Genomic DNA, 21190 nt, shown 5'->3' on the forward strand with positions numbered 1-21190 from the left:
GATCTTCATACCCCACTTGGCAATCATGGCACATCAAGATGATTTTGAACCGTTCCATTGAGGTGATATTTTTTTGAAAGAGCGCAGATAAATAGACGAAACCTAACTCCCTATATCTTTCCTCCCATGATCACTTTTATGGTTTTATACATTGACGATGTGCATCCTTTATCCAATTAATCCATTCTTCCATTCCTTCACCCATTTTGGCGGATAGTGCTATTAATTGCGCTTGTGGATTAATTTCTTTTAAATTTATCTGTGCTTCTTTTAAATCGAAAGACACATAGGGAAGGAGGTCAATTTTATTTATGATGGTTATATCTGTACGTCTAAACATGACAGGATATTTTGGCATCTTATCGTTGCCTTCAGGAACACTTAAAACGAACACTTTATCTTGTCCTAAATCATAACCAGACGGGCACACTAAGTTCCCAATGTTTTCAATAAAGAGAATATCAATGGCATTTAGTTTGAATTCTGGTAAGTTTTTGCAATCATCCTTGCATCAAGGTGACAGCCACCTCCTGTGTTGATTTGAACTGTCTCGATTCCTAGTGAACGTAATCTTTCTGCATCCCTCTCTGTTGCTAAATCACCTTCGATCACAGCTATATGAAACTCATTCATTAAAGCTTTAACCGTCTTCTCCAGTAAAGACGTTTTACCCGCTCCTGGAGAACTCATTAAGTTAATGACAAGCGTATGGTTTTTTTGGAATGTTTCTCTATTGAACGCAGCAGCCAAGTTTTGATCTTTTAACACATCTTCTTGTAACTTGATTTTCATCGTTCATCACATCCTTCGTATGATTGAACCCTAAAGGTTTCACCAGAAATGAGTAAGCCATTTGGTAATCCGCACTTTGGACACATTGCCAATCTATAGTCTGGTATAAAGTCAAACAGACACGTTTGACATTGTGCTTTAGCTGCTTCACGTATAATCTCTAATTCCGTATTTTCATCAAGAATACCTAACCCTTGTTTTTGAAAATAGAAAAAGGCTAACTCTAGAGCATCAGGCAATACATTTGATAAATCACCAACAACCACATCTATTTTATCTACTTTGCTAAAACCATGTGATCTAGATCTTCAGAAACTATTTTAATTATCTCCAACACAAGTGACATCTCGTGCATCCTTAACACACCTTCTGTTATTATCTATCTTCAATGTTTATGCGTGGATTTATTAAATAGAACACTTTGCAACATAGCCCTCATGAACTGCTTTAAGGGACATGGGAGTAAAGAAGATTCAGCATTGTTAACCATCAACACAGCCATAGAGATTTTTATTCATAGAACGAAAAAAAGGCCTCCCATCAGTTCAGGTAAACTAATGAAAGGCATTTAAATGTAATTCCATTTTATCTTTTTCAAAATATGACCTTTTCCAAAGGATCGGCTCTTTGCTCACTGTTACATCTTTTAATTATTTTTTTCTTACCAGTAGTGAACAGCACTCTTCACGGCTAGAGCGAGCCGAATTGATTTACTGTTATTTTAATCTATTTGAAATAACGCTAAATCACTTCACGTTTTTATTGACATCACTTTTACTACCGGCATCTTTCGGAATCCTCTAATATGCCACAGTTCTTTTTCAAACACCCGAGGGCATTTCCTACAAATTGGAAGTAATTTCCCACAGATTGCGAATTTGTAAGTTGGCTATTTTATTTATGGATCGCAAATTGCCAATCGTTAGGTTGAGGATGGAGCTCTCTCCAGAAAATTTAACATTATTTTTACTAACGACTGCTAACTAAAAAAGCACAAGAATGTCGTCGCAACAACATTTTTGTGCTTTTTATGTTTATTGTAATTCCAACCATGCCACACATGAGTTGATATGATTCATTTTCCCTCTAACTTTTAAGCATTACCTCATTTCACTGTCTCCGTCCCATCCACATTCAAAATGATCGAGTAATTGACGCACTTCATCCGTTGACTTTGTGTTCATCAATTGATTTCTTAATGTACTTGCCCTAGGAAATTCTTTGACATATATTTTGAAAAAACGATGAAGTCCAGTGATTGGACGTGGCAGTTCTTCTAAATAGTTGTCATGAAGATCAAGGTGCAATCTTAGAAGATCGAGATATTCCATACTACTATGCTCTTTTGGCTCTTTTTCAAAGGCAAACGGATTTTTAAAAATTCCGCGCCCAATCATAACTCCATCTACACCATATTGACGAACAAGCTTCAGTCCTGTTTCACGATCGGGAATATCTCCGTTGATGGTTAGTAGCGTATTGGGTGCCACACGATCACGTAATCTCTTGATTTCTGGAATCAGCTCCCAGTGCGCCTCTACTTGGCTCATTTCCTTTCTTGTACGTAAATGAATAGAAAGATTCGCGATGTCCTGTTTTAAAATATGCGTTAGCCACTCCTCCCACTCATTTACATCCTTATAGCCAAGTCGTGTTTTCACGCTGACAGGCAGTCCACCCGCTTTTGCTGCTTCAATAAGTTCTGCCGCAACGTCCGGACGCAGAATAAGGCCACTGCCTTTCCCTCTCGATACCACATTTGGTACGGGACAGCCCATATTAATATCGATGCCTTTAAATCCTAGCTCTTTCATCCCAATACTCATTTGTCGAAAATATTCGGGCTTATCCCCCCAGATATGTGCCACCATCGGCTGTTCATCTTCTGTAAACAACAAACGACCACGAACACTGATCTTTCCCTCAGGATGACAATAGCTATCCGTGTTTGTAAACTCTGTAAAAAATACATCCGGTCTACCTGCTTTACTTACTACATGGCGAAAAACAACATCCGTCACATCTTCCATTGGCGCAAGTACAAAAAATGGCCGTGGTAAATCACGCCAAAAATTATCAATCATTTTCAAACTCAAATCCTCTCATATGGATACAACTTCATACTCTCGATTAAAAAATATAAAGCCGAATATATCACTTTTTTTACACTTATAGCACATTTAGCAACTGTTCATCATACAACAATTACATTTAGCTATTTATAATTTATGAAAATCGGTCATGTTTATTTTAACGAAAATCGATCCTAAATGGTATTTTTATAAACAAAAAAGCAGATGGAATAGATTTTTCACTATTTCACCTACTTTTTTATTATTATGTATTCTGCTACAACACAAAAAATAGTAATACTTTATTCTGTACTTCCAAAATAAAGCATTACTATTTTTAATCGAATATTCTAACTAATACTATTACGCTTTCGCAAGTGCTTGCTCTAAATCCCAAATGATATCATCAATATTTTCTACCCCAATAGATAAACGGATCAAGTCAGGAGTAATTCCTGCCTCTAATTGAGCTTCAGGTGATAATTCAGCATGTGTTGTACTAGCTGGATGAATGACTAATGATTTAGAATCTCCTACATTAGCAAGTAGAGAGAACAATTTTACGTTGTTAATGAAACGTTTTCCTGCCTCTACTCCACCCTCAATTCCAAATGTGAAAATAGAGCCAACACCCTTCGGTAGATATTTATTTGCTAATTTTTTATATTTGCTATCTTCAAGTTCAGGATAATTAACCCAAGTAACTTTTGGATGTTTGACTAAGAAATCCACTACTTTACGTGCATTTTCAACATGACGTTCTACTCGCAATGATAGAGATTCTAGCCCTTGAAGAAGGTAGAAAGCATTTTGTGGACTAAGAGTCGCTCCTGTATTTCGAAGTAATTGTACTCGTGCTTTAAGCGCATAAGCAACTTCGCCAAGATCAGCATACACTAAGCCGTTATAGCTTTCATCAGGTGTAGTGAAATCAGGGAATTTACCACTTGCACGCCAGTCAAATTTACCACCGTCGACAAGTACTCCACCTAAGGTCGTTCCGTGTCCTCCGATGAATTTAGTCGCAGAATGGACCACTACATCTGCACCAAATTCAAATGGGCGAATCAAATATGGTGTTGCAAATGTATTATCGATAATCAACGGAATCTTATTTTCATGTGCAATATTCGCTACCGCTTCTATATCAAGCACATTGATTTTCGGATTTCCAAGTGTTTCACCATAAAGAGCTTTTGTATTATCATCAATCGCTTTTCGGAAGTTTTCCGGATCATCTGGATCAACAAATTTAACTGTAATCCCAATTTTCGCTAAAGTAACATGGAATAATTCATATGTACCACCATATAATGTGCTGGCTGCAACGATATTATCTCCAGCATTCGCAACGTTTAAGATGGAGTAAAGAATGGCTGATGCACCTGAAGCTGTTGCTAGTGCTGCAGTTCCTCCTTCTAGTTCTGCGATACGTTTTTCAAACACATCTTGCGTTGGATTCATAATACGTCCATACACATTACCTGGTTTCTTAAGTTGGAAGAAATCAGCCGCTTCATCCGCATCTTTAAACACATAAGAGGTTGTTTGATAAATAGGTACAGCACGTGAACCTGTTGTAGGATCTGGTACTTGTCCTGCATGTACTTGCAATGTTTCAAAACTGAATTTTCTTACTTCTTCGCTCATTAAAATCGCTCCTCTTCAATCAATTAAATTTGGATTAAATAGAATCTTATTTTGAGGAAACTAAAAAGCCTCTTTCTTAAAAGATAAGAAAAAGGCTTTACCGCTCGGCTTCACTTTCTTATCTCTCAGACTTTTAATCTGTGGGAATTAACACCATACACGTTGAATCTGTGCTGGTTGTCGGGTTTCATCGGGCCTATCCCTCCACCACTCTTGATAAGATTTATTTAATTGACTTCATATTACCATCAAAAAAAGCCTATGTCAAAGAAAACTTAGTATTTTAGTATGATTATATGAATGATTGATAAAGTGAAACTTCCAACTATTGTGGTTTTCTTCTTTCTCACGGCTATTTAGCTGAAACTATTGGGCTTTTACGGGCAGTTGTTTCCCCCTCCTTTCTCTCTATTTAGAGGAACTATTCACCCGTATAATGGAGAAATTATAAAAAATAAGATTTTCTTATTTCTTATATAATTTCCAAATGATTAAACGATTCCCCTTAATTTTCTTTCCTACTTTTAGACAACGTTTTGCTTCTCCCATTGTTCTTAAATCTATTGATGTTCTCTCTAACATTCAATTCATATTTTCTTCTTATCAGACATACCTTACAATTTACCTGTTCCTTTTGATATATTTATATATCTGTTTCATCAAGCTGTTTCTTAACATCACGACCACTGTATATAATACGGATAATATAAACAGTATTCTCCTGTTCCTTTGGCAAATAGAATACCAGATAGTTGTTCACAGAAAAGAAACGCAGTCCTTTGCTGTGCCACGGTTCGTCCTCATAAAGTTTGAAACGCATTGGCATACCATCTAACTTACGAATTTCTCTCATAATTTTCTGAACCTGACCCGTTGCGATATCCGGAACAAGGAGATTGTATGCGATATACACATATACATTCCTTAAATCTCTGCGAGCCGTCTCGGTGTATTGAATTTTAAAACTCATACACCATAATCCTTTCGCATTTCTGCTTCGATTTCATCAGCTGAATAAACTCTGCCATTTTCTATATCGGCCATTCCTTTATTTATTTCCGCATTGAATTGTTCTTTTGTCAGAGAACCATAAGCCAGCGGTGCTTCTGATGGAAGTTTCACTTCAAAAGGAATTCCTCTTTGTAAAACGACCTGTCTTAAAAACATGCCGACTGCATTTGACATAGGTATGCCGAGCTGATTGAGGACGGCCTCAGCCTGCTCCTTTACTTCTGGTTCAACTCGTGCAAATACATTTGATGTTCTTGCCATAATAATCGCCTCCTGACACTATCGTATGCGTTTAGCATGCGAATTGCAATCATATAAAATATTATTATTATAAATTTACAATTCAGGATACAAAAAGCATCCCACCTAAGTAAGCAGGATGCCCTCATGGCAATTTTGTTATTTCTTTAGTAAGCCCAAATTATAAAAATAAGCACTCCTTCATGGTACGCACGACGAATAACATCTTTTTAACAAAAGTCCCAAGCATCTACACAATTTAAGTCTTAATTTATCAGACGTGTTGATTATCCAATTTAATCCATAAAAATAGGGTGATTCGTTGATTTCCGCTCCGACTTGCTCGCTTTCCAATAATTATCTTTAGCTTTTTTTATATATGAAACTGTTTGAAAATAATTATTAGGCATTACATTTATTTTTGCTTGTTCATTCACCTTGGCAGTTTCTTGCATAATTCTAATTAACTCTATCTCAATCTTTTCTAAAATTAATATTTGATTGAAATGATTTTGAATGCTCTTTTTCTCTTCTTTCTCTGCCATGTAATGATTTTCAATTTCTTTTTCTTTTCGAAATAATTCTTGTTGTTTTTCAATTTGAATTTTTGCGACCTTATTAGCTATACCACCAGTTATCCCTGCTCCTAACAACGCTCCCATAAATGTTGAAAAAGTGCCTATTAAATTATAGTCAAAAATAGATTCAAATTTAAAAATCGAGTTAACTATTCCTAGAATTAAAGATATGATTATTAGAACTAAAGTGAAAACAATTACTATTAAAAACTCGTCTATCAGTATTTACTTCCTTCAAAACTTCTTCTCCCCTTCTTTAACTAATTAAAATAGAATACGACTTTTTGACTACATTATATCTAACATTAGGATATTTCGCTCAATTATTTCTAATTTTCTCTTGGATAAATAAAAAAGGAGCACCAAATAAACGCGATTACCACGTAAATTCAGTGCCCTAGGTTGTTCTGATTGGCTTATTAAGTTAAGAATATTTTAGCATATTTACTATATTTTTTATAATTTTGTTAGTTCATATAACTAAAGGTTTTTAGTTAATATTTTTTATTATTGACCATGTAAAGAATTAAATAAACGATGAGCTGAATACAAATTAGAATACCAATTATTTCAGCTATATTACTCTCGTTGCCAAATATATAAGCTATGGCTATTATTGCTTCTACGGTTAATCCTAATCCAAATGCTTCTGCTCGTGACTTAGTTGAAATAAATTGATTTCGTTCGTCCTCATTCTTGATAGCAACTTGTTTTGCATAATCTTTATTATTTTTTATTCTAATTCCTTGATATAGTCTTACTAATGCTACACCTAAAAAACCGGATCCTAAACTTAGCAACAAATCATTTGATGATCCTTTCATAAAATATATTACTACTACAAGTATACCTATTAGAAAAACGATGCTATTCCAAATTAAATTGATCCCTGATTTTTTCATAATTATGTCCCCTTTTAATTAGATTCTTCTTCAAAAACAAAGACCTCTTCGATGGTTTTATTGAATAACTTTGAAATTTGGTACGCTAAAAGAATGGAAGGATTATATTTTCCTCTTTCTAAAGAAATAATTGTTTGCCTAGATACTTTAAGTAAATCTGCTAATTCCTTTTGTGTCATACTATGTTTTTTTCTAAGTTGAGATATATTATTTTTCATTAGGTACCTCCTTCAAAAAGTAAAGTTAACTTTACATTAATCATACCATTTGTGCTTAGAACGTCAAGTAAACTTTACCTTTTATATACCAAAATCCCTGCTTATAAGTAATCGCCCCAATAGTAGGATCACCATTTTGCCAATTAATCACCTATATACCGTATCCAGTTGGAGGAGTATTTACTGGATGAATCTTTTCATTGAAAATTATTTCGGTACCTGGCAAAAGCACTCTGCAAAAGTGAAATATAAGAGACTAAAAATACGAAAGTTTTAGATAATGGGGATGTTCCTTTTACTGAATTCGATTTTGAAGTAGATGATGTATTAAAGGTTGATCAATCAAGTAAGCAAACAAAAAAGCAACTCCAAAGTTAACTTTTCTTGTTAATTTTGGAGTTGCTTTGTTTATTCTATGTTTGTTTCTAACGATACAGCTGAATAAGAATGGCCCTCACCTATAGTTAAGATGACTTCACATTGACGTAATCTCAATTCAAAGAGCGTTATCGAATCATGATATACTTCAGGATTTGATTTCATTTTTTGCAGTGTATCTTGTTTTTCTTGTATTTCTGAATGAGTGTTTTCTACAGCTTGTTCCAACGCGTCAAATGGATTTCTGAAGAACATATTAAGATCCCGCTCTAGTGCGTTTTCAAATAGCTCAAACTGCAAGAAAAATTTGTTCATAATAGTAGTAGTTACATCAGTATAATCTTCATTTTCTAAATACTGTTTGTATTTGTTATAAACAAAAGTATTATTTCTAGGAAGAACTCCAAATAATCTACCGGCACTTTTCAGTAAAAATTGTGCTGGTATAAATCGGCGTAAAATATTTACCTCTTCCAGTTGTACACTAGTTGTCATTCGATCGGTATCTCTACGCCAGTCATCAAGCACTTTAAAGTCCCCTTCTAACTGTATTCGATTTTCTCCATATAAATAATTAAGTCCTTCACTGATTTCTTCTAAGTACGATTGACTTTGAAGGAACTCGTTATTAGAAGTTGCAATCCAGTTTTTCATAGAGCGAGCAAGATTCGGTAACACAGTTTGTTCTAAATATGATTGAACTCTTTCGTTCATCGCTGTATTTAGTTCCATATCAATGTGCCCGAAATCACTTTCTTCACTAATTAATTCAGAACAATCCTGCAATAGTTTTGGAATATGTTCTGCAAGATCATTAGCGATAGCGTTTTTCATTGTCCGATATGATTCTGTAATGATCTGGACTTTTTCATCTTCAAAATCAGTAAGGTTATGAATAAACCCGTTTAATTTAACTAACATATCTTCATTCCAATTAATAGAATCCACCATGGTTTTTTCCATCTCGACGCGTTTATCCAAAAGATGCGTAATTGTTTTTCGAATGAAAAACAATAGCTTTTCAGTACGCTTTACATCAATATTTTTGTGGTTATAGTTAAAATGAATAAACTCAGTTAAATCGTTTAGCTGTAGACTGTTTGTATATAGAGAAGAGTATGGGAAAATTTTCGCTTGCGGGAAATATGTGTTTATTCTTGCTTGCGTGTCATGTATGACTCTTTCCACCTCTGCTTCACTGTAAATGTTATCAATTTTATTCAATAAGAAATGAATTGGTAGATTTGGTGTATGTTCTGAAATACTTAATAGAATATCACGTTCTTTGTCAGTAAAAGGTGAATCCGCATTTAATACAAATAATAATTCGTCTACAGAATTTAAATATTCGAAGGTCTCATCTCTAGTGTCATTGTTCCTATTAAAGCTAGGCGTTACAACGAATGTAAGTTTATTTTTACTTAGATATCTAGATGGTAATTTAAGTTCAATACATGCCAGATTGCCAGTTGTTTGGCGGTCTAGAGACATCATATTATGGAAATCAGAGAAGTTCTCCGTCGTTGTAATCGCTGAATCTGTTATCGCATTAATTTCTGTATGCGTATCATTTTTGAAGACAACTACATTTGAGATTGAGTTTTCTAATATATTTTCTCCCATTATCGAGTTAATAAATGAAGTTTTTCCGTTTCCTGAAGTTCCAGTAATTAAAAGGCGATTTGTTCTTAAATCTGCAAGCTCGTTAACTAACCATCTAAATCGATGGCCTATTTCTAAATCATTTCTTTGTGCCCACTTTGTAATAGATTCGAAAAGATGTAAACTATATTCTAAACCGTCTTCGAACTTGGCAGAATATGACATGAGATTTTCTGCATGTTGTACATCTGCTGCATCAATTTTGGAAGGGAAAATTTCATCCCATGCTAATACTGCTGCAGATGGAAATACAGAATGAGATGGATTGACTATCTTTAACCAATTTGTTAAAAGGTTTGGAATAATCTCATGTAATTCTTTCAACATATATTGACCTTGAATTAATTCAAAGTACGTTTCTTCATAAAGATAAGAAATTTCATCCCATATATCAGACGATTGTATTTCAATATGTAAGAAAAATTCATCTATTGTTGTAAGCCATTGTAAGTAATTTTGTTCATTTTTATAGCTGTGCCAAAGTGATGAAACCATTTGCGTGAATTGTACTTGATCAACATTATTTAATGTAACTAATACAGTATAAAAATAGTCTGGTGAAATATTTTTAGTATATCCTTTATCGATATATTCTTTTAGAACCTCGAACCATGAAATAGATTCTGTTCGAATTAACTCATTTACGGCAAGCTCAACGGCACTGTCAAAATCTTGCTGTTCTTCATAAAAGGCTCGAGCTATTGATGTCACATTTGGATAATCGGGATTTAAAGAAACTGCTTCTTTAATAACAGCGAAAGCTGAATCGAGTTTATTTTGCTCGATATAAAGAGAAAGTAATTGCAGTTTAATTTCAATCATTAGTATTTCGTTGTCAGTAGCAATAGAAGTATAAACTTTTTCAGCTGCTGATAATTGGTTAAGTTCTACGTTAGCATCTGCAATATTCTTTTGTGCCCATGGTGTTAATTCATTATTGACTTTCTCCCATTTAAAAATAGCTGATTCAAAATCTTGATAGTGATAATAAAATTCGCCTTGTGCAAAACGAATAGAAGATCCATCGGAAATCTCACTTTTTTCTTCGTTAAAATAAGCTTCTCCAAGTACTTGAAGAGGTGGCTGTGTTTCATTTTCCATTAGGAATGTTTGATAATATATCTTTTCTATTAGTTGTTTTTCTAAACTCATATTTTTCCCCACTATATCTTGAATTATACATTTTTCTCCATGTATCAACATTTTTTATATTATATTTTTAGTTTAACTAATAATTTTTTGAGGGAAATTTCATTTTTCTTTCATTTTTTAAGTAAGATTGGATTCTAATGAAAAAAGTTTCAGTTTATTTTCAATTTCCTTTCATTTGTAAAATAGCATTAGATGGTCCTAATAACTTGATACGAATATAATATTTCACATGAAGTTGTAACATTCCGTGTAGGGTTCCTTTTTATTGAATATGTTATATTTGCTCGTTGTAGAGAGAGTACATAAAAATTTCATAGTATAATATATTTGCTATTACTAGATAATTTTAAAAAAAGAGGAAATTTTATGGTTGAAGTTTGGGTGAATAAACCTGATGATACATATAAATTAAAAACGCTAAAAGAATCCGATATTAAAAGGGCTGAAAAATTTTTTGGCATTGGCTTACCGAAAGACTATAGAGCGCTAGACTCGGTATTTTTTTCTGATACTTTCGTTCGAATAATGCTCATATAAATAAAAGTGCCAGGTACCCACACAATTGAAGTCTCAATTATTAAACTAGAATTGTTTCAATACCTAACACTTTTATCTACCCTAGAACTTCACCTGCTATTTTTAAGCACGAAAAAAGACACCTTCATTTCAAAGTGCCTAAATAGCTGTTACCATTAATATTTTGTTTTTTCGTTTAACTCATGCTCTAAATCTCGACCACCATACATGACACGAATCACATTAACTAGATTTTGCTGGAATATTGACTATAAAGCAAGCCAAATAATGATCAACTGGCATAAATCTTAGTCCGCGAGATGTCCATGGTTCCTTTTGACATTGAGGGAAGCGTTCTGGAAATTCCTCTAGACTCAATATTCCTTTTTCAAGTCGATCAAGTTGACCCGCGGCATTGCCAGGAGACTTTAATTCAAAAGCAATATATTCGAAAATCCCCCGTAAATCGTTATCCGTTTGTTCGGTTACTTTTACTTCAAAACTCATCAACGATAGTCCTTGCGAATGTCAGCAAACGCAGCTTTTGCACTCTCGGTTTTTCCTTCCAACATATCCACATAGCCTTTTTCAAGTTCTCTATTCATTTCTTCTTCAGTTAAAGAGGAAGCGTCTAAAGCTTTTAGTGCTGGCATTTTCAAATCAAACGGAATACCTCTTTGAAGAATAATTTGTTTATAAAACATATTGATGGCATTAGATGCTGATATACCAAGTGCGTTAAGGATATTCTCTGCCTGTTCTTTTACATCAGGTTCAATTCGAGCATAAAGATTTGCAGTTTTTGCCATAATTTTGTGCTCCTTTCAAAAATTATCTAATTACATTATACATATTTGTAAGCACATCAGCAATACAATTACCTTTTAGAATCATATATCTCTCGGCAACACTTCATCCAAAAATCGCTCAACCTTAGACTTAGCTGGTCCATTATATTGCTTAAGACATTCCCGCAAATCTAATTAATTGCTAGTAGCTTTTACAGCTAAAATACAATTGTTTCGGTATCTGGCAACATCCCCAAATTTATTGCTCGTTTTTCAAGCGATAAAATGAGCAATAACGAAAAATATAAGCGATAAATTAAATCACAATTGGATTTTCTGGTACTCTAACTTGTTCCAATGCTTTAGTGTGCCAGCTATAGAGTGAAATTCCATGAGTAGGGGTTTTCTCCATCACCTACTGATACCATATACGATTTACGTTATTAATAAAATAAATTGAATCGCCTAGAATATTAATTATCGAAGGGTTCATTTTGGATATTTTCTTTTTTGAAGTTCCATTAATTTTTGTTTTATAAAAACCTTTATCATGTCTAGAGTAATAAATCCAGCCATTATTGACATTATAAGCTAAAACATTAGAAATAATCTTTTTATTTTTTGTTCCATTAGTTTTTACTTTACATACTGTACTACTAGATGTTTTGTAATATATCCAGCCATTTGATATTTGACATGATTGAAGATTTTTGGCTTTCTTAATGCATTTATTTCCTTTGCCATTAGTTTTCACCTTACAAATTCCTTTATTTAAACCTATATAATAGATCCATTCTCCTGATGTACAAAAAGGATCTAACCATTCTAGTTATACCAACTTTATTTTTTGTACCATCAGTTTTGATCTTATATAGCATCATTACAGTTATAATAAATCCATCCGTTATATAGCTTTTCTTTGCATCAAAAAAGCCCACAAAATTAACTTGAAGGCTTAGTAATTTATTCAATAACATCTAATTCATCTTTATTGATTATTGTTCCATCACCAATATCAATTCCAACTTCTGTAAAAGTTTTCTTTGCCAATTTAGCAATAGTTCTTGTCGTAACAGTATCGAATGTTCCACCAACAATGGCTCCAGCAAATGGGACAGCTTTCCCCAAGTTAATAGCTCCCTTGGTTCCAAACTTAGTAACTAGTCTAAACCCAACAGCCTGGTTAATTTTAGTTAGTGTTTTTCCAGGAACTTTCTTCACAACGCCCAACAACATTTTATTTCCAATAACAATACCGGTCTTTTTCATGATATCTGAAACTGAACTTCCTGCGAGTGTAGCGTAGACAAATGTTTGAACTTGATCGCTTTTTAAATCATATCCTCTAATCAAAGCAATAGCTGCAATCATACGCATTTGAAATAATATTACTGTTGTTACATTTGCCGGTATGGAGACTGGCATAGTGATGACACCACCAAAACCAGTTATAAATCCAGAAGTTGCTGCTTTGGTTATTTGAAAGTTAATCAGTTTATTGATTGCAGTCTCTTTGTCATACTTTGAAAGATAATCTTCGACTAATTCTTGAATATTTTTTTGACCCGGCAAACCAGTTAGAGTTTTTTCATATGCCCAGTCCAAAGTTTGCAACATTTTTTCTTGCGTAATGTTTACTGCATTATCTAAATTACTTTTAAGTTTATCACTGATATTATTCGCTATTTTTCCCACACCATCAAATAGATTAGCCATGCTATCGCCCTCGTCTAAATATTTGTTGTTAATAATTATACATCATAATTTATGGAATATAAGAAATCACCCTTGAAAATTGAATCTCCCCATATTTCTCTTTCGATTAATGTTGTCGCGATGAGTTCAATTGGCATTTCATTTACTAAAATCCTGGCATGGCATATTTATAGCCAGCAAAAGTTCCATTTAGCGGCATGATTATATCTTCATCAATAATTGCCTGTTCAATATTAGAAAAAGTAAAGGCTGTATGAGCCTCATTTTGAATCCGTTTGTCCAAAGAGGAATTTGGACTAGAAGCATAAAATTGAATCGGCAAAGAAAAACCATTAATATGTCCAGTGTACATATCAAACATTTGAGCGTAGCGTATTTTCAGATTATCTCTTATTTTTTCAAGTGTAGCACTGGCTTGCCAATGTGATGTGATATTTTTCACTACATTTTGAAGCGCCTAGACCACATTGCCAATAAGCAAATCGATATTTATATTAGCATTACCTAATCCTTCCATCAAGTTTGAAATGGACAACTGCATATCTTGAATAAACCCACTAATCATTTCAGTTCATCTTTTAAAAATTGTTACTCTGATTTTGTTTTAATCTTTTTTCCTACATGATAAGTTTAATAGAATCATAACACCTAAATTTCTGACCTACATCTCTATTCTAAAATAAATACAACCCTTGAATATGCCATCAATAGGTCGTTTTCAATGGATTTATATTAACATCAACCATACGACCAATAGTTTGTACCTTAATTTATTTAACCTCTACCTCTACATGCCATTGCTCAAGCGAATAACCCGCTTCATTAAATGATTTTATGCAAAATGCATTGATTGATTTTGCACTTAAATTCATCTCAACATAATGACCATTTTCAAGTTGCTTTGGAGAACGCATATTATTTGTTTTTTCGACCGATAACATGGATGAATGGGTTTTCAATAATTTTGAATAGTACTTTTGATTCTTTTTATATAAGTACATAAGTGAATACTCCAGTACCTCTCGCCAGGTTTTTACTTTAAAATGTTGATTATTTATGGATAATAAGCGTGGTGAACTTCCTGTTACGTCATTATTAACAATGTTATCTAATCCAAAATACGGCCATACTTTTAAGAAATGTTTCGTCATTTTTAATGTTCTATTTCGAATGGCCTGTTCATTCCACTTGTCATTTTGAGCAATTTGTTTATTTAACTCAATATTACTTTTTTCATAGTATTTCTTTTTAGTTAAGAATGGCTCATTAGAAAGTTGACTATTATAAGATGTTAGTGTGAGATTACCAATTACATGCAATAGAGTTTCATGTGTTTGTTCAGCATTTGCTCCTAATTCATCACGCCAATAATCATTTAACGTTTGAGGCATAATATGTTCAATAGTTGTATCTTCCAAATTGACTTTTTCCTTATGTCCAAAGCCTTCTTCTAAAACGGATAAAATAAATTTACATTTATCCCGTTTATCTCCTTGTCCGTATAAAGCTATCTTAGCCAAATCCTGTTCTACTTCTGAATCTTTTGGATAACCACGCACTTGTAAGAACATTTTTAGTTGTTTAATTGATTCTTCTGCATTATATGATTTGAGCTGATTATACAAAGATCCAAAGAGTTTATTTAACGATTTTGAATCAATAGAACATACAAAACGGCGAACTAGAAAATTATCAATAATTGCTAATATCGAACAAAACTGATCAACGGAATACTTTCCACGATCATAATCATTATAAATATATAGTAAAAATGGATAGGCTGTAGTTGCTTCAATTTTTAAAATACGTTCTAGATACGTTCGTATACTAATATGTGATTCTTTTTGGGGGTGTAATAATTTATCATAATAACTTGCAAAAATAGAGAGCTTTTTTAAATATTCTACGACATCCAATTTATCAGCTTGTTCTTTTAACTTCACATAAACATCTTTTTTCTTAACATTTAAATTGATACCTATTAAATAATGTCTAATAAATTCTGTTAAATGCCCTTGAAGATTATTTTGCATTGGGAGCCAATAACCTTTATACATTTCTTCTTGTTCATCAGGATGTATTCTCATGAATAAATAATTTCGAATTAAGTCTGCCTCTGTTAAAGGCTGTCCTTTTGCATTTAAGCTCTCAAATACTAGGTAGGGGTTATCATCTGTCGATAAAACAATACTTACAATGGATAGACTATGTAAAACTACATTCTTAAATTTTTCAAGTTCAATTTGAGTCTTAGATAGTTGCTTTATAAAGAAGTCATATGCCTTCACAAGATTAAAATCAGCAAATTCTTGCAAATTTTCATTTTTGATAATTTTTTTAAAAACCTCTTTATCCACTTGAGTAGGAAGTAGCTTAAAAAATTCTTCTCCTTTTTTAAATCTATTCACCAACATTGTTTCGTGTATTTCGCTAGATAACTCATCGTTCCCATGTTCTTTTGCTCTATCGCGTAAAGCGGACATCAAAATAAGTAGAGTGGTCAGACGCTGTTGACCATCAATAGTCAAAAACTGTTGCACCCCCGTTGGATTGGCATTTACAGGAATTGATACGATGGAACCAATGAAATGATTTTCGTAATCATTATCGTCTACTAACTCCATTAAATCCTCCCATAAAGTTTGCCACTGCTTGAGCTCCCAACTATATGTCCTCTGAAACATTGGTATAATATATTGTTTAGAACCTTCTATTATCTCTTGTAAGTTTGTTTCATTTGCTTTCACCAAATAATTCCCCTTTTTTTAACACGTATTTCTAATCAGCAATAACCACCAATTTAAAATTGATGTAGTTAGTTGCACTAGTTATATTGGAATCCTTACTCTGACTTCAACTTGTAATTACTAAATCCTATCTATATCGTTCGTGAGTACCTGCTTTTTTATCCCGATAATCATTATATTAACAGGTATTAACTTTTCTAACTCAGCTTATTTCTCCACTCTTGACATCAAGACAACACACTCCACATGCCCGGTATGCGGAAACATATCCACTGGCTGCACCTCCTGTGTCTGATAACCACCGTCTTCTAAAATCCGCAAGTCTCTTGCTAGTGTTGCTGGGTTGCAGGAGACGTAAACAATGCGCTTTGGGCGCTGTTCTAAAATGGTCTTCAATAGGGATTCGTCGCAGCCTTTTCTTGGTGGGTCGACCATCAAGACGTCTGCGTTTTTGCCTTCTTTGTACCAGCGCGGGATGACTTCTTCGGCTGGACCTGCTTCAAAATAAGTATTGTCTAATCCGTTTAGTTTGGCGTTGCGTTTGGCGTCTTCGATGGCTTGTGGGACGATTTCGACGCCCATGACGTATTTTGCTTTTTTCGCCATGAAGAGTGAGATGGTGCCGATTCCACAGTAGGCATCAATCACGGTTTCTTTGCCTGTTAGTTGCGCATAGTCAAGGGCTTGTTTGTACAAGACCTCTGTTTGAATGGGGTTGACTTGATAGAAGGATCGGGCTGAAATTTCAAAGCGAACACCGCCGATATGGTCTTCGATCGTGTCTTGTCCCCACAGATGGATGGTTTCATTGCCAAAAATAACATTTGTGGTTTCAGGATTAATATTTTGCATGATTGATGTTACATTTGGGACAAGCTTACGAATAAGGGCTATCGCTTCCTCTGCTTGTGGGAATTTACGTTTTTTTGTGACTAAAACGACCATCACTTCACCAGTTGCTCGAGCTTTTCTTACAACTACATGGCGTAGCATCCCTTGTTTCGTTTGCTCGTTGTATGGTTTGATGCCTAATTTCCAAAGACGTGGTTTTAAACCTGCTAAAATGGCATCTGCCTCTGGTGTTTGGATAAGACAGCGGTCTGTATCGACGATGGCATGGGATTTTGTTTTATAAAAACCTGCAATAGGTGCATCCCCGTTCAAACCGAATGGGATTTGTGCTTTGTTTCGATAGTGCCAAGGGTTGTCCATTCCTTTTACCGGATGAACAGGTGCATCTATTTTGCCGATGCGCTTCATGACATCGCGAACCATTTTTTCCTTCCATTTTAGCTGTGCCTTATAAGAAAGATGTTGCAGCTGGCAACCACCACACTGAGAAAATACGGGACATGGGGCATCTACTCGATCTGGTGAAGCCACTTCAATTTCCACAATTTTGGCAAAGCCATAGTTTTTTAATGTTTTTAAGACATGGACTTTTGCTTTTTCATCAGGCAGTCCACCTTGGATAAAAAGTGGATAACCATCTACTTTGGCGACACCTGCGCCATCATGTGTTAAATCTTCTATATCAACCGACAATTGGTCATTTTTCTTTACTGGTGCTGTCATTCGTGCATCCTCCGTTTCAGTCCTTCTATTGTATCATGACGCAAGCAAAGAAAAAATCCAAGAGCCCCTATTGCCCTTGGATTTCATTTTATTTATCCCGCTTGAACGGACAGTAAGACCCCCACCTCAAGATTTAGAGAAAAACGAGAAGATAGATGGGGGATCTGCCCGTATAAATCCGATTGGTTCGGGCGGGCAGGCTGTTGGTCACTCAGGTGTTTCCACAGGACGTGGCGCTTTAACCTGAGTTCCTCTATTTCAGTGGGGAAGAAGAAAACCCCACTGATGGAAGCTTCACTTTATTTATTTTTCATTCCTTGTAACAGCGCTATCTCTAGAAGCGACATAAAAGCCAATGACAATGGCGACAATTACTACGATAAACGGTGCATAGAAAATCAGAAATCTTTCCATTTGGCTTTTCCTCCTTACGCGTGATGATCTTTTTTCCCTCTTACATAATCTTTGTTAAATAGGAATAATTTCAGCACTAAATACAAAGATGGAATGAGTAATAACAACCCCAGAACAAAAGCGACGACTAAGGCAATGGCCATCGCCTGATTTGTGAACGAATCGTATAATGTGAGAAATGGGTACATTAAGTATGGATAATGCGAAATGCCATAGCCAAAGAAAGCAAATGCAAATTGACCGATCAATAGCCACAAGGCCACTCCATAATGTCGTTTCATAGCGATACACCAAACTGTTACTACAAACATCACTGCGGAAATAGCAAATAAATACCAAAAGTCAATCATTCTATTATAATGCTCAATATTGTGCTTTCTTAGCTCCACCATAATCCCGATCACTGCGATGACTAAAGGGAATGCCCAAATCAATGCATATTTTCGCAATAAACTGGTGGCCGCCGAATCGCCCGCTTTATTGGCATACCAAGTAAGAAATGTGGCGGAAATATAAAGAACAGCCGCTAGTGCTAGCACAACGATACTCCACGTAAGTGAGCTCGTAAACAGCGCACCATAATCCAATATAGGTTGATCATCAATAACGGTGACAAACCCTCCTTCAGAGATTGTCAATACAACCGATAATGCCGCGGGGATTAATAGTCCTGATACGCCATACATGAACGAATACCCTTTATGCCCCCTCGAACCATATGACTCAAATGCATAATAGCTCCCCCGAATGGCGAGTAACACCAATGCAATACTAGCAGGTACGAGTAAAGTGGTGCCATAAAAGAAAGCGGTTTTGGGGAAGAAACCGACAATTCCTACGAAGAAAAATACTAAAAAGACATTCGTGATTTCCCATACGGGTGATAAATAACGTTGAATGATATTGGTTAAAATGTGATTTCTTCCAGTGATCAGACTGTATGCATTGAAAAAACCTGCGCCAAAATCGATTGAACCGATGATGACATAGCCGAATAAGAATAGCCATAATACGGAGATGCCTAGCACTTCCAAACTCATGAGATACCACCACCCTTTTCAGCATGACGATCTGCAATTTCTTTTTCGATAGGATTTCTTTTAAACATGCGGCGAAGCACAACGACACTTCCGATTCCTAAGATGAGATAAACGACACAGAATATCAATAACATTAAATCTACATGATCACTCGAAGTAGCTGCTTCCGCTACCTTCATATAATGTACTAAGATCCATGGTTGACGACCAACTTCTGCAAGCCACCAACCAGCTTCAATAGCAATCATCGATAGTGGTCCACCAGCTACGACCACCCATCTAAACCATCTGGAATGGATAAAGCGCCATCTTCTTAACTTTCCAATCACATAAATGGCAGATACACCTACCATGAAGAAACCAATCATCACCATCAAATCGAATAAGAAGTGAATATAGAGCGGTGGCGTTTCATCCTCTGGAAACTCATTTAAACCTGTTACTTCGGCAAAGGGATCGTTATGCGCCAATAAACTTAAAGCGTATGGTATTCGAATGGCATATTTTACATCTTCCCCATCCCTTAGACCAAATACTAATAATGACGCACCTTTTTCAGTTTCAAAGTGCCACTCTGCAGCGGCTAGTTTTTCCGGTTGATATTCGACCAGATATTTGGCAGAAAAATCCCCAACGATGGCAGTGCCGATCGAAAAGACCAATCCTAGTTTCATAAATAAATACAAGGACTTTTTATAATAGATATGTTTAGAGCCCTTCAACATCCGGAAAGCAGCGATTGAAGCTAGCACAAATGCTGATGTCATATAGGCTGTTAATAGCACATGTCCGACCTTTGTCGGCATAGCTGGGTTGAACATAGCAATGATCGGTTGGATATTGACGATTTGACCATCAACGACATCAAATCCTCGAGGAGCATTCATAAAAGCATTCACAATAGTGATGAAAATAGCGGATACCGATGCGCCAATAGCAACAGGTATTAAAAGTAAGAAATGTTTCTTTTGGTCTTTAAAACGGTCCCACGTATATAAATAAATTCCTAGAAAAATGGCTTCAAAAAAGAAAGCGAATGTTTCCATAAAAAGAGGCAACGCAATAATATTACCGGCTAGCTGCATAAAATTAGGCCATAATAGTGACAGCTGCAAGCCGATTGCTGTCCCGGTGACAACTCCGACGGCTACCGTAATCACAAATCCTCTTGTCATTCTTCTAGCCAATAGAATGTAATGCTCATCATTCTTTTTGATCCCTATCCACTGAGCGATCATGATCATCAGTGGAACACCGACACCAATTGTGGCGTAAATAATGTGAAATGTTAAAGTAAGCTCTGTCAAAAGGCGGCTAAAAAAAACCGCATGCTCATTAACCATTGTTAAACCTCCTTAGTGTCCAATCATTTTTCCTAGTATTGATAGCAGCATAATGCCCGCGACGATAAAGCTAATCCATATCAGCATTTTTTCTTGTTTTTTGTACAATATGGTTTCTCCTTTAACAGCCATGTCCTTCTTGTTATATGAAATGATTTATGAATACATGAGATGACGATTGCTTTTTTAATAAAAACTAAACATTCAATCATATAAGCTTAGTATGCTCAGTTTTTACCGTGATAATGTAGAATAATTTCGACTTTTTTCTAAAAATAGGATTCATCATGTGCCTTGTTGTTTCTAAATGATAAGATTAAATACTCTCTCCATGTTTTCTTGTAGCGAAAACTAACCGCAATTGGATTATTAAAAAAGTCCATTCAACTCTAAAAA

21 protein-coding genes, 1 pseudogene and 1 riboswitch are annotated in these 21190 nt (G+C 34.9%); of the genes and pseudogenes, 2 read left to right on the forward strand and 20 right to left on the reverse strand.

Annotated features, from left to right (window positions below; all coding sequences use genetic code 11):
* Positions 1-136: 136 nt before the first annotated feature.
* From hypB to FEU33_RS13215, 10 genes and pseudogenes are all read right to left on the reverse strand, one after another.
* Positions 137-792, reverse strand: a pseudogene (gene hypB / locus FEU33_RS13170) (hydrogenase nickel incorporation protein HypB).
* On the reverse strand, positions 789-1058 hold the full coding sequence (locus FEU33_RS13175) for a hydrogenase maturation nickel metallochaperone HypA/HybF (protein ID WP_244951026.1): 270 nt from the start codon (positions 1056-1058) through the stop codon (positions 789-791). The pseudogene hypB and the gene FEU33_RS13175 overlap by 4 nt, the downstream one beginning before the upstream one ends.
* Before the next feature lie 834 nt (positions 1059-1892).
* A complete protein-coding gene (locus tag FEU33_RS13180) occupies positions 1893-2876 on the reverse strand; it encodes a tRNA-dihydrouridine synthase (RefSeq protein ID WP_146550003.1) in 984 nt (327 codons plus the stop codon).
* Between the two features lie 351 nt (positions 2877-3227).
* Complete coding sequence (locus tag FEU33_RS13185; protein ID WP_146549805.1) at positions 3228-4514, reverse strand: O-acetylhomoserine aminocarboxypropyltransferase/cysteine synthase family protein; 1287 nt, start codon at positions 4512-4514, stop codon at positions 3228-3230.
* Positions 4515-4629: 115 nt separating this feature from the next.
* Positions 4630-4737, reverse strand: a riboswitch (SAM riboswitch).
* 420 nt (positions 4738-5157) lie between these two features.
* Positions 5158-5484 (reverse strand): type II toxin-antitoxin system RelE/ParE family toxin, encoded by a 327-nt coding sequence (locus FEU33_RS13190; protein ID WP_146549806.1) that lies wholly within the window; start codon positions 5482-5484, stop codon positions 5158-5160.
* Positions 5481-5786 (reverse strand): type II toxin-antitoxin system RelB/DinJ family antitoxin, encoded by a 306-nt coding sequence (locus FEU33_RS13195; RefSeq protein WP_146549807.1) that lies wholly within the window; start codon positions 5784-5786, stop codon positions 5481-5483. The genes FEU33_RS13190 and FEU33_RS13195 overlap by 4 nt, the downstream gene beginning before the upstream one ends.
* Before the next feature lie 275 nt (positions 5787-6061).
* Entirely contained in the window at positions 6062-6418 is a 357-nt protein-coding gene (locus tag FEU33_RS13200) for a hypothetical protein (RefSeq protein WP_146549808.1), read from the reverse strand.
* Positions 6419-6837: 419 nt separating this feature from the next.
* Positions 6838-7245, reverse strand: coding sequence for a DUF2178 domain-containing protein (locus tag FEU33_RS13205; protein ID WP_146549809.1), 408 nt, complete (start codon positions 7243-7245; stop codon positions 6838-6840).
* Between the two features lie 14 nt (positions 7246-7259).
* Entirely contained in the window at positions 7260-7463 is a 204-nt protein-coding gene (locus tag FEU33_RS13210) for a helix-turn-helix transcriptional regulator (protein ID WP_146549810.1), read from the reverse strand.
* A 408-nt stretch (positions 7464-7871) separates the two neighbouring features.
* A complete protein-coding gene (locus FEU33_RS13215; RefSeq protein ID WP_146549811.1) occupies positions 7872-10655 on the reverse strand; it encodes a dynamin family protein in 2784 nt (927 codons plus the stop codon).
* Between the two features lie 366 nt (positions 10656-11021).
* Here FEU33_RS13215 and FEU33_RS13220 point away from each other — a divergent pair, with 366 nt between their 5' ends.
* On the forward strand, positions 11022-11192 hold the full coding sequence (locus tag FEU33_RS13220; protein WP_146549812.1) for an SMI1/KNR4 family protein: 171 nt from the start codon (positions 11022-11024) through the stop codon (positions 11190-11192).
* Positions 11193-11414: 222 nt separating this feature from the next.
* Here the strand turns inward: FEU33_RS13220 and FEU33_RS13225 are convergent, their stop codons facing one another.
* From FEU33_RS13225 to rlmD, 7 genes are all read right to left on the reverse strand, one after another.
* Positions 11415-11678: a type II toxin-antitoxin system RelE/ParE family toxin gene (locus FEU33_RS13225; protein WP_222433424.1), complete on the reverse strand. Its 264-nt coding sequence runs from the start codon at positions 11676-11678 to the stop codon at positions 11415-11417.
* On the reverse strand, positions 11678-11980 hold the full coding sequence (locus FEU33_RS13230; RefSeq protein ID WP_222433425.1) for a type II toxin-antitoxin system RelB/DinJ family antitoxin: 303 nt from the start codon (positions 11978-11980) through the stop codon (positions 11678-11680). Before FEU33_RS13230 ends, FEU33_RS13225 begins: the two co-directional genes overlap by 1 nt.
* A gap of 394 nt (positions 11981-12374) precedes the next feature.
* Positions 12375-12713 (reverse strand): DUF5050 domain-containing protein, encoded by a 339-nt coding sequence (locus FEU33_RS19425; protein ID WP_425328601.1) that lies wholly within the window; start codon positions 12711-12713, stop codon positions 12375-12377.
* A gap of 209 nt (positions 12714-12922) precedes the next feature.
* Positions 12923-13675, reverse strand: a complete 753-nt coding sequence (locus FEU33_RS13240; RefSeq protein WP_146549814.1) for an EcsC family protein — start codon at positions 13673-13675, stop codon at positions 12923-12925.
* Positions 13676-13820: 145 nt separating this feature from the next.
* Entirely contained in the window at positions 13821-14117 is a 297-nt protein-coding gene (locus tag FEU33_RS13245) for a hypothetical protein (RefSeq protein WP_222433426.1), read from the reverse strand.
* A gap of 328 nt (positions 14118-14445) precedes the next feature.
* Positions 14446-16422, reverse strand: a complete 1977-nt coding sequence (locus FEU33_RS13250; RefSeq protein ID WP_146549815.1) for a DUF262 domain-containing protein — start codon at positions 16420-16422, stop codon at positions 14446-14448.
* A 207-nt stretch (positions 16423-16629) separates the two neighbouring features.
* Complete coding sequence (gene rlmD, locus FEU33_RS13255; RefSeq protein WP_146549816.1) at positions 16630-17997, reverse strand: 23S rRNA (uracil(1939)-C(5))-methyltransferase RlmD; 1368 nt, start codon at positions 17995-17997, stop codon at positions 16630-16632.
* Positions 17998-18073: 76 nt separating this feature from the next.
* On the opposite strand from rlmD, the gene FEU33_RS18860 reads away from it, so the two are divergent.
* A complete protein-coding gene (locus tag FEU33_RS18860; protein ID WP_186731405.1) occupies positions 18074-18244 on the forward strand; it encodes a hypothetical protein in 171 nt (56 codons plus the stop codon).
* Positions 18245-18300: 56 nt separating this feature from the next.
* Here FEU33_RS18860 and cydS read toward each other — a convergent pair whose 3' ends face one another.
* Genes cydS through FEU33_RS13265 form a run of 3 tightly spaced genes read right to left on the reverse strand, consistent with a single transcriptional unit; the run spans position 18301 to position 20794 of the window.
* Positions 18301-18411, reverse strand: coding sequence for a cytochrome bd oxidase small subunit CydS family protein (cydS, locus tag FEU33_RS19430; RefSeq protein ID WP_376752449.1), 111 nt, complete (start codon positions 18409-18411; stop codon positions 18301-18303).
* A 14-nt stretch (positions 18412-18425) separates the two neighbouring features.
* Positions 18426-19451 carry a cytochrome d ubiquinol oxidase subunit II gene (locus FEU33_RS13260; protein ID WP_146549817.1) on the reverse strand — a complete coding sequence of 342 codons (1026 nt, stop codon included), beginning with the start codon at positions 19449-19451 and terminating at the stop codon, positions 18426-18428.
* The gene (locus tag FEU33_RS13265) at positions 19448-20794 is read right to left on the reverse strand and encodes a cytochrome ubiquinol oxidase subunit I (RefSeq protein WP_146549818.1); all 1347 of its coding nucleotides are present in this window, start codon (positions 20792-20794) and stop codon (positions 19448-19450) included. Before FEU33_RS13265 ends, FEU33_RS13260 begins: the two co-directional genes overlap by 4 nt.
* Positions 20795-21190 lie beyond the last annotated feature (396 nt).

It is taken from the genome of Rummeliibacillus suwonensis, from assembly GCF_007896435.1.
Taxonomy (GTDB): Bacteria; Bacillota; Bacilli; order Bacillales_A; family Planococcaceae; genus Rummeliibacillus; species Rummeliibacillus suwonensis.